10 protein-coding genes and 2 tRNA genes are annotated in these 12,615 nt (G+C 37.2%); 3 read left to right on the top strand and 9 right to left on the bottom strand.

Annotated elements, in window-relative coordinates; translation table 11 throughout:
• Positions 1–210: 210 nt before the first annotated feature.
• The 9 genes from G5B32_RS13825 to G5B32_RS13865 form a co-directional block, all read right to left on the bottom strand.
• Positions 211–283 (bottom strand) — tRNA-Lys (locus G5B32_RS13825).
• A 143-nt stretch (positions 284–426) separates the two neighbouring features.
• Entirely contained in the window at positions 427–1,425 is a 999-nt protein-coding gene (gene obgE / locus G5B32_RS13830; protein WP_165292109.1) for a GTPase ObgE, read from the bottom strand.
• A gap of 24 nt (positions 1,426–1,449) precedes the next feature.
• Positions 1,450–2,025 (bottom strand): adenylate kinase, encoded by a 576-nt coding sequence (locus tag G5B32_RS13835; protein WP_165292110.1) that lies wholly within the window; start codon positions 2,023–2,025, stop codon positions 1,450–1,452.
• A 75-nt stretch (positions 2,026–2,100) separates the two neighbouring features.
• Positions 2,101–2,174, bottom strand: a tRNA-Arg gene (locus G5B32_RS13840).
• Positions 2,175–2,361: 187 nt separating this feature from the next.
• Positions 2,362–5,556: an efflux RND transporter permease subunit gene (locus tag G5B32_RS13845; protein WP_165292111.1), complete on the bottom strand. Its 3,195-nt coding sequence runs from the start codon at positions 5,554–5,556 to the stop codon at positions 2,362–2,364.
• A gap of 19 nt (positions 5,557–5,575) precedes the next feature.
• A complete protein-coding gene (locus G5B32_RS13850) occupies positions 5,576–6,631 on the bottom strand; it encodes an efflux RND transporter periplasmic adaptor subunit (RefSeq protein ID WP_165292112.1) in 1,056 nt (351 codons plus the stop codon).
• A gap of 14 nt (positions 6,632–6,645) precedes the next feature.
• Positions 6,646–7,992: a TolC family protein gene (locus G5B32_RS13855; RefSeq protein ID WP_165292113.1), complete on the bottom strand. Its 1,347-nt coding sequence runs from the start codon at positions 7,990–7,992 to the stop codon at positions 6,646–6,648.
• A gap of 2 nt (positions 7,993–7,994) precedes the next feature.
• A complete protein-coding gene (locus G5B32_RS13860) occupies positions 7,995–8,600 on the bottom strand; it encodes a TetR/AcrR family transcriptional regulator (RefSeq protein ID WP_165292114.1) in 606 nt (201 codons plus the stop codon).
• Between the two features lie 127 nt (positions 8,601–8,727).
• Entirely contained in the window at positions 8,728–9,384 is a 657-nt protein-coding gene (locus G5B32_RS13865; RefSeq protein WP_165292115.1) for an NUDIX hydrolase, read from the bottom strand.
• Between the two features lie 237 nt (positions 9,385–9,621).
• Here G5B32_RS13865 and pfkA point away from each other — a divergent pair, with 237 nt between their 5' ends.
• From pfkA to gap, 3 genes are read left to right on the top strand one after another with little or no spacing between them, the layout of a single operon-like run.
• A complete protein-coding gene (gene pfkA / locus G5B32_RS13870; protein WP_190302292.1) occupies positions 9,622–10,605 on the top strand; it encodes a 6-phosphofructokinase in 984 nt (327 codons plus the stop codon).
• An 8-nt stretch (positions 10,606–10,613) separates the two neighbouring features.
• A complete protein-coding gene (locus G5B32_RS13875) occupies positions 10,614–11,462 on the top strand; it encodes a hypothetical protein (RefSeq protein ID WP_165292116.1) in 849 nt (282 codons plus the stop codon).
• Positions 11,463–11,466: 4 nt separating this feature from the next.
• Positions 11,467–12,465, top strand: coding sequence for a type I glyceraldehyde-3-phosphate dehydrogenase (gene gap / locus G5B32_RS13880; RefSeq protein WP_165292117.1), 999 nt, complete (start codon positions 11,467–11,469; stop codon positions 12,463–12,465).
• Positions 12,466–12,615 lie beyond the last annotated feature (150 nt).

Raw genomic sequence — 12,615 nt, forward strand, 5'->3', positions numbered from 1 at the left:
AAGATAATAATTTACGTTCGGCTTCTTGCAAGGGATATCTGTATTAAGGATGCTAAACTAAGAAATTTTTAACACTCCCCCCAAGAATTCTGCTTGATCCCCGCAAAGCTCATCCACATACCCTGACCGAGATTGTTCGAACCCTTGGGTTCTCGTGCAAAGCGGGCAAAACGAAAAAAGCCCAATCTTTCGATTGAGCTTTTTAGATTGTGATCCCGCTGGGACTCGAACCCAGGACCCATACATTAAAAGTGTATTGCTCTACCAGCTGAGCTACGGAATCTTACTTCTTTTTTGAAGTATCCTTCGTTGTTTGAAGTGATGCAAAGATAGCTATTTCATGCGTTTCTGCAAACTATTTTGCGTTTTTTATGGTAATTTTTAGCAAACTTACTGATTCTTAAACCGATAAATTTGCATCTTTTTTTACTCGTTAATAGCTTTCCAAAGCATATCTTTCAATTGCGTAATATTCTTACCCGCAACTGAAGAAATAAAGATGTAAGAAATATCTTTAGGAAGCTGTGCTTTCATTTCTTCTTCCAATTCCTCATCCAACATATCGGATTTGGTAACCGCCAAAAGACGAGGTTTTGCCAACATCTCAGGATTGTATGACTTCAATTCGTTCAACAAGATAGTATACTCCTCTTCTATCGTACGATCAGTATCGGCAGGCACCATAAACAACAATACCGAGTTACGCTCAATATGTCTCAAGAAACGGTAACCTAAACCTTTTCCTTCGGAAGCGCCTTCGATAATACCCGGAATATCCGCCATTACGAAAGATTTGTTGTCGCGGTATCCTACGATACCTAAATTTGGAACAAGCGTTGTAAACGGATAATTTGCGATCTCAGGCTTCGCGGCTGATACCACAGACAGTAAAGTAGATTTACCTGCATTCGGAAATCCTACCAAACCTACATCCGCCAATACCTTCAATTCCAAAATCACCCATTGCTCTTTACCGGGCATACCTGGTTGAGCAAAACGCGGTGTTTGTTGTGTAGCTGATTTGAAATTGTTATTTCCCAAACCACCTTTACCACCTGGAGTCAAGATTTTTGTTTCACCATCTTCGGTAATTTCAAAAATCACTTCTCCTGTTTCGGCATCTTTTGCTACCGTACCAAGTGGCACTTCTAAGATTTCATCCTTACCTGTCGCACCTGTACGCAATGCAGAACCACCACGCTCACCGTCTGCCGCAATAATGTGCTTACGGTATTTTAAGTGCAACAACGTCCAGTGCTGCGAAGAACCTTTTAGGATAATATGTCCACCACGGCCTCCATCACCACCGTCTGGCCCACCTTTCATTGTCGTTTTATCGCGATGCAAATGTGCAGATCCTGCCCCACCATGCCCCGAACGACAACACACTTTTACATAATCAACAAAATTTGAACCTTGAGCCATATATAGATGTATCTTTTTTAAAAATTATTTTTGGTAGCTATCAATTACAGCAGACAATTCAGCGAAGATAGTTTCGATCTCACCAATACCGTTTACTTTAGTTAACTTACCTTGTGCTTCGTAATAAGGCAATAGATGAATAGTTTTGCTGAAGTATTCCTCAATACGTTTTTTCAATTTATCGGCTGCATCATCCGCACGACCAGATATCTCTTGGCGTTTAGCGATACGTTGCGTCAACTCCTCTTCTGTCACATCCAAAGCCACCACACCAGAAATCGAAGTATCTATACTATCCAAAAATGCGTCTAATGCTTCTGCTTGTGCTACTGTACGTGGAAAACCGTCGAAGATAAAACCTGTTGCCAAAGGATTCTTTTTGATTTCCTCTTCCAACATAGCGATAGTAATCGAGTCAGGAACCAAATTACCTTCTGCAATGATTTGGCTTACTTGTTTTCCTAATTCAGTTTGATCCTTGATGTGTGCACGGAAAATATCTCCTGTAGAAATATGTACCAAATTGTATTTTGCAATAAGTTTTTCTGATTGAGTTCCTTTTCCTGCTCCTGGAGGACCGAATAATACAAGGTTTAGCATAGTTTTGATTATGTTTATTTTGTGACAAAATAAAAAGCCTAATCCTTGTTAGAATTAGGCTTTCAGTTAACTAAGTGCACTCCAAGGGAGTCGAACCCCTAACCTTCTGATCCGTAGTCAGACGCTCTATCCAATTGAGCTAGGAATGCTTCAACCATCACTTCCGGGTATAGCCTCTTCCGTTTTGGTGATGCAAATATAGGTAAAAAGCCTTTAATACCAAATTTTACAGCACTTAATTTAGTAAATAATTTTAAAATTTCAACTAACTCTGTGAATTTCAGGAATAAAAAAGGAGGAAAATTTCCTCCTTTTTTTAGATTTATCAAACAACTATTAGTGTTTTTCGACGTAATGTTCGTTAGGCACGTAATCCGCAACCATTTCAGCAGCATAATTTGTTGGTTCTGCTTTACCAAAACGGCGTTTTAAGCTATCCATTAATGAATATACTACGGGTACGACTACCAATGTCAAGAACATCGAAGATAATAGACCACCGATAATAACGATCGCCAAACCTCTGTTCATATCCGCACCATCACCTGTCGCAATAGCAATAGGAATCATACCGAATACCATCGCAATAGTTGTCATTAAGATTGGACGAAGACGCGCGTGGTTGGCAGCTACCAAGGAATCGTGTGTATTCATACCTTCTTCCTTACGGTGGTTCGCAAAGTCAACCAACATGATCGCATTCTTAGCCACCAAACCAATCAACATGATAATACCTAAGATCGTAAAGATGTTCAACGATTGATTCGTCAACGCTAAGGCTAATAAGGCACCGATGAATGATAAAGGAATAGAGAATAACACGACAAATGGTGTAGCAAAGTTGTCATACAAAGCAACCATTACTAAGTAAACCAAAATTAACGAAGCCATCAACGCAATACCCAATGTACCAAAACCTTCAGATTGGTTTTCCATGTTACCACCCCAAACGTATGATACACCTGCTTTACGAGGCAACTGACTGAATTTCTCTTCCCATTCTGCCGCAATAGTACCTGTAGGACGACCGATTACACCACCTTGTACCGATACAGCAGGCGATTTGTCGCGACGCTCTAACATCGTTGGACCAGAACTGTATTCTACTTCAGCAAACTGATCTAAGGAAATATTAGCACCTGTACTATTTGTGAATTTTAATTTTTTAACATCTTCTAAACTTGTACGTCCTTTATCATCAAATTGAATGTTAATGTCATACTCATTATCACCTGCACGGAATTTATTATCTGTATTACCAGAGAAAGCAGTTTGCATGGTCATACCTACTGAAGCCACATTTAAGCCTAATGAAGTCATTTTCTCACGGTCTACTTTCACCGAAATCTCCGGGTTACCTGATTCCGAAGTCAATTTCACATCACGAGATCCAGGAACTTCTCTTAATAAATCCGCAGCTTGTAAGGCAAATTCTTGTGCATCTTCTACTGTAGAACCAATGATGGTTAACTTCAATGGTGCTTGCTCCGCTCCCATGATACCTACTGGTACAGATTTGATTTTTGCACCCACTAATTTTGGTAGCAACTCATTACGCAATTGAACCGCAAATACTTTGGAGTTCATGCTACGTTTAGCCTCTTCTGTTAAGATAACGTGAATTTCGGACTTGTAACGAGAACCCGTTGCCGAACTCATACCACCTTCAGAAGATTGACCTACTGTCGTAATGATTTTTTCAATTTCTGGTTTTGAAGCTAAGATATCTTCTGCTTGACGCGTTAAGATGTTTGTTTTCTCCAAAGAAGCATCTTTTTCTAATTCAAATTGCATGAAGAACTCTCCTCTATCTGAGGATGGGAAGAAATCCGCACCAATAAATCCAGCAGGAACTAAGGCAATAGATGCAACGAACAATACTACAGAAACTAATAAAGTGATTACTTTATTACCTCTTGAACGCAATGACCATCTTAAGATATCCGAAATTTTGTGTGTAAACTTATCCAAACCAGCTTCGAAACCGTGAACGATTCTTCCGAAGAATGAAGTCTCACTTAAGTATTCTAGTTTACCGAAACGAGAGTACAACCAAGGCACTACAGTAAATGAAACTAATAAAGACAATAAGGTAGATATAATTACAGTCACACAGAACTGAGCCAAGATATTAGCCACTAAACCTGTAGACATCGCAATAGGTAAGAATACTACCACGATTACTAAAGTAATCGCTGTTACAGTAAAACCAATTTCCGAAGCACCATCATAGGCTGCACGAACTTTGTTTTTACCCATCTCCATATGACGGTGAATGTTTTCAATTACCACAATCGCATCATCGACCAAAATACCTACTACAAGAGATAAACCCAGTAAAGACATCAAGTTCAACGTATAACCCATTAGCAATAATCCAATGAATGTTGCAATCAATGACAATGGAATAGCCACCATCGTGATCGCCGCATTACGCAACGAGTGTAAGAAGAATAACATGATGAAACCTACCAACACAATCGCAATAACCAAGTCATGGATTACGTTGTCTGCAGCTGTCAATGTAAATTCTGATGAGTCATTTGCTACCGAAATCTTAACACCTTGTTCTGAATAATCTTTCTCTACCCCACCTATTACATTCCCCTCTTTGTCATACGTAGCAATTGTATTACGTACCAATTCCGACACTGCAACGGCATTCGCATCAGATTGCTTAAATACTTGCAACATGATCGTATTTTGACGGTCTACACGTGCAATTTTCTCAATTTCCACGATACCATCTTGTACATCCGCTACATCTCTCAAGAAAATAGTAATACCTGCAGGAGTAGTCAAAGGTAAATTTCGCAACTCATCAATACTTCTCACTTTACCCGCTAGACGAATAGTCGTACGGTTATCTTTAGAAGCGACATTACCTGTTGGGAAGTCCATGTTGGATGAAGCAATAGCTTGTTGTACCGCTGAGATACTTAATCCATAACCTTGGATCTTATCTGGATCAATTTTCACTTGAATCTCACGTTCTTCACCACCAAGCATATCTACTTTAGCGACACCATTGATACGCGCGAAAACAGGTTGAATTTTCGTATCCAATAAATCGTATAATTCTTTCTCTGTCAATTTGGATGTTACCGCTAAGCTCATGATAGCCACATCATCCAAAGAGAATTTATTTAACGATGGTGTCTTGGCATCATCTGGTAAGTCGTTGATAACGGAGTTGATTTTACGCTGCGCATCCGTCAACAGGAAGTTTACGTCTGCACCGTTATTCAAAGTTACCATCACGACTGATACCCCTTCTAATGAAGTAGACTCAATCTTTTTTACCATCTCCAAGGAGGCAACCGCATCCTCAATTTTTTTCGTTACTGTATTTTCAACCTCCGTAGGCGAAGCTCCTGGATAAACCGTTTGAATGGTAATTACATTCACCTCGAACTTTGGAATCAACTCATACCCCAATTGGGAATATGAGAATAGACCACCGAGCGTCAAAATGATGAATAACACCAAGATGATACTAGGTCGTTTTATCGATATTTCTGAAATTTTCATAATAGCTTTTTACCCAATCTTATTTAATAACTTCGATTGCAGTTTGATCTAACAAGTTAATTTGACCTGAAATGATTACTTGATCACCCGCGTTAAGACCGCTCAACACTTCGATGTTGTTACCAAAGTTTCTTCCTGAAACCACCTTAGTTTCGATTGCTTTACCATTTTTAGCAACAAATACTTTGTTGTCTGATACAGAACCTACAAAAGCAGTACGAGGAATTACTAATACGCTAGCTGCAGATTTGCCACCGAAATTAGCCGTACCGTACATTCCTGCACGAAGATCATTTCCTTTGTTAGCAACTTCTACTTCTACTGGAAAATTTAAGCTACCATCTGATTTAGGAGCGATAAATGTAATACGACCAGTATATGATTTATCTGTATAAACAGAAGCTGTTACATCTACAGATTGACCTACAGCTAAACTTGCCACATTTTTCTCATCTACGTTCACACGTAATTTCAACGAGCTTACGTTTACAATGTCAAAAGCTGGAGTTCCTGGATTAACATACGTTCCTGGCTCAATTTTACGTGCATTCACAATACCCGATACAGATGTTTTGATAGTTACATCACCAGCAGTTAATTTAGAACTACGTAAGTTGTTTTTTGCTGTTTCAAATTGCAATCTCGCTTGATCCAATTGTTGTTGTGTTACACCACCTGTTTTGTAAGCACTCTCAAAACGTTGTAAGTTTTGTTGTGCATTATCATAGTTTGCTTGCGCGTTAGCTACATTGACATTTAATTTATCACCCTCAACAATAGCTAAAGTCTGTCCTGCGCTCACACGAGAACCTTCGTCCACCAAAACTCTAACCACACGACCAGCTGCCTCCGCAGATACAGTTACTTCTTGCTTAGGCTCGAAAGTACCATTTGCTGCATAAGTACCATCTATAGATTCCATACGCGCTGTATCAATACGTACTGCTACATTTGCGTTAGTTTTTGCCGCTTCCTGAGTTACAGCGTCATTTTTTGCTTTGTTATTTTTTAAGATAAAAAAGATTCCTCCTAATGCTGCTGCGATAATAATTACCGTAATTATTGCACGTTTCATAATATATATTTAGTCTAATTTGCGTTTACTAATGTTTTTAATTGTCCGTTAGATTTTATCAACTGAATTTCAGCAACTTTGTATTTCAATAAAGCTGTGTTCAGATTGTTTTGCGCATCTGCATAAGCATTCTCTGCATCAAGCAATTCTGTCAACGTAGCTAAACCATTTGCGTAGTTGTTATTGGTATTGTCCAATACTTCTTTAGCCAAAGCTACATTACTTCTATTCGTATTGATTGTCAATAAAGAGTTTTTGATTTGTGTCTTCGCATTTTCATTTGCTAAGGAAAGACCCAATTTAGCATCCTGAATATCGACTTCTGTTTTTCTCAATTCGATATCAGCTTGTCTGATTTTCGAACGTGTAGAACCCCCATTAAAAATTGGAATAGATAAATTCAAACCTAATCCTGAGAAATTAGACCATTTGAAACCATCACTACCAAATGTAGGGAATATATTACCCATACCTAAATATCCAAAGTTACCTGTAAAAGATAAAGAAGGATAATAAGTAGAAACGATAGATTTACGATTCAATTCCAATAATTCAGTCTGTTTATTCAAAAGAGCGATTTCAGTACGGCTATTTACATCCGCTGTATCATACATTCTTTCTACTGAGATATCGAAAGTTTCCTCTGGTAATACAATGTCATCTGTAATGTCCATTCCGATAGCAAATTTTAAGGCATTTTCTTGAAGTTCTAATGCATTGATTACTTGCTGTCTTTGTGCCTCTAGATTATTTACCGCTACTGTTGTACGATCCAAATCAATTTTCTTACCTAAGCCCGCATCAACCAAACCCTTGATTACGTCACGAGTTTTACGTGTGCTTTCTAGATTGATATCTAAAGTTTTGAGTTGAAGTTGTGTTTGAAAAACCTCATAATAGCTATTCGCTACCTTCTCAATTAGATTCTCTTCAGTAAGCGTATTATTAATTTGATAAAATTCACGCGTAGTTTTAGCAGCTTTCAAACCAGTAAATAAGGATTGATTAAAAAGCTGTTGATTTACAGATACGGCTGCATTAGTTTGCCACTTTTGTCCAAAGGCAACCATAATTGTTTCTCCTGGTTCACCACCAAAAATTTCGGCTGGCAAAGCACTTTTTTGCAACAACGGATTATAATTAATGGAGCCATTAGCATTCACCTGCGGTAGAGCTCCTGATCGAACTTCGTCAATCTTATATTCGGCATTTTCTACATCCAAAGCAGATTTCTTCGCTTCAGCCTTGTTTTGCAAAGCATATTTTATTGCTTCTTGTAAAGTCAAGACCTCTTGCGCATTCGCATAAGAAGCACCAAACAGACCGGCTAATAAAACAGCTATTATTCTGATTCTTTTCATTATTATTTATTAGTAACTATTCGTTCTTCAAAAATTAACTTCACAGCCTTCATTTGACTGTCTAAAATATGATCCACATTTTCCAAATTCGGGATACCACACATGATATCTTTTACGGTATGTAGTAATCCTAAACCTTTAATAATATTGCGCAAAACCACACTTGACTCTTCAATATTATCCATCTTTAAGTTGCCAGCATCCACGGCTTTGTTCAAAAGCGTTTGTAACACTTCCAAATCTTTACATTCTATCTCATCAATAAACTCTGTAAAGGCATTATCTCGAATCCAATCTAGGTTTTCGTTAATGTAGAGCATGTAATGCTTACGCATATGCTCCGCACGAAACTTCAATAATGCAAATAACGTATCCAGCAAATCGCCGTTGTATGCCTCTATCATCTTCTCTTCTTGCGAAATCAAATTAGTAGAAATATAGCACACCACATCTTTTATCAAAGCAACTTTGTCTGGATAATAGTAATACAAGTTCGCCTTGGTGATTTTTAGGTCATCCGCGATTTCATTCATCGTAGTTTTTGAAAAACCATAATGTGAAAATCGACGCAAAGCAATCTCTATTATTTCCTCTTTTCTTTTATCCATTTTATATTTTTAACTTTTGACTTTTACAAAAGAATGTTCAAAAATACAAAACGTTTAAATAGAACGTAGAATTGCATTAAAAAAATACAATCCTCTGACAAAAAGTTTTGTTTAGTAATTATAACTGCTAGGTAAACAGTTTCAAGAACTTACGTTTATCTAATTTGTATAAACGCGCAGCCCGGTATGAGACACCAGTCTGATATTCATCCAATTCTTTAAGATAACCTAAGTTGCTCATTCGCTTTCTAAAATTACGCTTATCGAGCGTCTCTCCTAGAATAGCTTCATATATTTGTTGTAATTGTGTAAGCGTAAATTTTTCTGGCAGCAATTCAAAAGGAGCTGTAGAATAGTTGAGATTTCTTTTCAGCTTTTTTAATCCCAATTTTAGGATATCATTATGGTCAAAAGCCAATTCAGGCACTTCATTCACATCAAACCATTTTGCCTGACGCATATAGTTAGTAACTGGTTTCACTTTATTTTTGACATCATCATATCGCACCAATGCCATATAAGCTACCGTCAAAATACGTCCTTCAGGATGACGCTTCAAACCAGCCATCGCGGCTAATTGCTCTAAATAAATATTTTTTAATCCGGTGTGTTCATAGGCAATACGATTGACCGCTTGCTCCATTTCCTCTTGCTTGTCCACAAAATAGCCAGGCATAGCCCACCAATCACGATACGGGTATTCATTCCTCTCATTCAATAAGACTTTCAATTTACCTTCATGAAAAGTAAATATTAAACAATCTACTGTAAAAAATGATAACATGATTTTGCCCTTATAAAAATTTATTATTTCTTAATAATTTTCTGACATATGATCAATTTAATAATCTGTAATAATCATTAAATTGTAGCCATGAGTTAATCTTTATTTATTCATAGATTTTCTTGATTAACAGCGACAAGATGAACAAAAATCAGCAAACTAGCAAAAAAATATGGATAAAAATTTAATAGTGTAAAAAATACACATTATATTCGTACGAACTTAATCTAAATTACTTTGAAAAAAATTAATCGAATTGGAGTTTTTACTTCTGGTGGTGACGCACCAGGCATGAATGCCGCAATCAGAGCGGTAGTGAGAACTGCTATTTACAACGATATCGCTGTTACGGGTATTTATCATGGGTACCAAGGCATGATTGAAGGTTCATTTATCGAAATGAATCGTCGTTCAGTAAGTTCTATTATTCAAAAAGGTGGTACTATATTAAAATCAGCACGTTGTTTAGAATTTAAGACTAAAGAAGGAAGACAACTGGCATATAATAATCTTCAAGAGCAAGGAATAGATGCATTGGTTGCTATAGGTGGTGACGGTACATTTACGGGGGCTGACTTTTTTTCTAAAGAATACGACATTCCGGTAATGTGTATCCCAGGTACTATTGACAATGATTTGTACGGTACAGATTATACATTGGGATACGATACAGCCAATAATACCGTTATCGAAGCTATTGACAAAATCCGAGATACAGCTTCTTCACATAGCCGTGTTTTCTTTGTAGAGGTAATGGGAAGAGATTCTGGATGTATTGCCTTGAATGCAGGTATTGGTGGCGGAGCAGAAGCTATTTTGTTACCTGAATTGAATTCGGGTATTGACAGCTTGATTGAAGAGTTGGAATTTGCCGAATCACGCAAAAAAACTTCGATGATTGTCATCATTGCAGAAGGTGATAAAAATGGTGGAGCATACAATGTAGCTAAAATTGTCAAAGAAAAAATTAACCATCTTGATATAAAAGTTAGTATATTAGGACATTTGCAACGTGGAGGCGCTCCAAGTAGCTTCGACAGAGTACTTGCTACGCGAATGGGTTATAACGCAGTAAATGAGCTTATCAAAGGCAATACACGTGGTACTTTAGGAATTCGTGGCAACCAAATAATAATAACTCCACTAGAAGAAGCGTTAAACAATAAAGAGTTCAAGTTGGACGAGGAATTGTTAGAGATTGCAAACGTAATGAACAAATAATATTCCATATGATATTAGTAATTTTCACTGGATCGAGATATGCTGATTGGCGCCTAGCTGAAAAAGGAAGACTGCTACATGGTTTTCGCACAGCAGGAATCAACTCGTATATTCAGGATGAAAATTTTATCAATCAATTGTTGAATAAGAACACCGATCTGCTATATAATGCAGAGCGCGTGAAAAAGATTTTCTTTTTCGGTGCCGGAGCATCTTCTAAAGAACGTCAGCAAAAAATTGAACGTGTATTTTCGACTTTCTTCAAAAATGCAAAAGTAAAAGTAGCGCACGATTTGGATGCTTCTGCCCTATCGACTTTTGGAGATGAAAAAGGAATTGTTGCTATAATAGGATCAGGTTCTAACGCCGCATATTATACAGGAAAGAAAATTATTCCGAATAATTATGGTTTAGGCTATATTTTAGCGGATGAAGGATCGACAAACTGGATTGCACAGCAGGTACTTCGCGATTATTTGACTGATGCCATGCCAAATGGTTTTCGCGAAAAGTTAGATGAAAAATACAATTTGGATAGAAAATATATTTTGGAAAAATTATATAATAATCCAAACCCAAATATATTTCTTACTTCATTTGCAGATTTCTTCTACGAAAATCGTTTCGAACCATATTTAACAAATATCATTAAAAAAGGTCTTGATCTATTTATCACTACCTATATTCTACCTTTGCTCGATCAATATCCAGACTCCCCTATAAGTTTGACTGGATCCGTAGCACATAATTATCAAGATTGGTTGATGGAATATGCAAAGGAATATCATTTGAATATCCAAACTATAAATAAAGAACCTATTCAAAATCTAATAAAATATTACATTAATAAAAATTAAGAAAATGAAAATTGGAATTAACGGATTTGGCCGTATTGGTCGTTTAGCTTTCAGAGCTGCTGTGAATCGTGCTGATATCGAAATCGTAGGTATCAACGATTTAGTAGAACCAGATTACATGGCTTACATGTTAAAATATGATTCTACGCACGGTAAATTTGATGGCACTGTAGAGGTGAAAGATGGCAACTTAGTAGTAAACGGTAAAACTATCCGTGTAACTGCTGAGAAAGATCCTGCAAACTTGAAGTGGAACGAAGTTGGTGCTGACGTTGTTATCGAATCAACAGGTTTATTCTTAACTCAAGAAACTGCTCAAAAACATATCGACGCTGGTGCGAAAAAAGTTATCATGTCAGCTCCTGCTAAAGATGACACACCTACTTTCGTAATGGGTGTAAACCACAAAGAATTAACTGCAGATCAAAATATCGTTTCTAACGCATCTTGTACTACAAACTGTTTAGCTCCTATTGCTAAAGTATTACATGATAAATTCGGTATCGTTGAAGGTTTGATGACTACTGTTCACGCGGTGACTGCTACTCAAAAAACTGTTGACGGTCCTTCAGTGAAAGACTGGAGAGGTGGACGTGGTGCTTACCAAAACATCATCCCTTCATCTACAGGTGCTGCTAAAGCAGTAGGTTTAGTATTGCCTTCTTTGAAAGGTAAATTAACTGGTATGTCTTTCCGCGTTCCTACAGCTGACGTTTCTGTTGTTGACTTAACAGTACGTTTAGATAAAGGTGCTTCTTACGAAGATGTTAAAAACGCAATGAAAGAAGCTTCAGAAGGTGAATTGAAAGGTATCTTGGGTTACACTGAGGATGAAGTTGTTTCAACTGACTTCTTAGGTGACGCACGTACTTCCATCTTCGATGCTAAAGCTGGTATCTCATTGAACGATAACTTCGTGAAAGTTGTATCTTGGTACGATAACGAATGGGGTTATTCAAACAAAATCATTGATTTAGCTCAAGAAGTAGGTAAATTCATTTAATAATTTACCCTATTACTCATAGAAAAAGCATCTGAAATCAGATGCTTTTTCATTAACACTCATTTTAAGTTAATAATCTATTGGTATAATCTATTCACATATAACAAATTTATGTAAATAGCATCATCCCAATTATACCTAATCATCGGT

Origin of the sequence: Sphingobacterium sp. SGL-16, assembly GCF_011043515.1 — a bacterium.
Taxonomy (GTDB): Bacteria; Bacteroidota; Bacteroidia; order Sphingobacteriales; family Sphingobacteriaceae; genus Sphingobacterium; species Sphingobacterium litopenaei.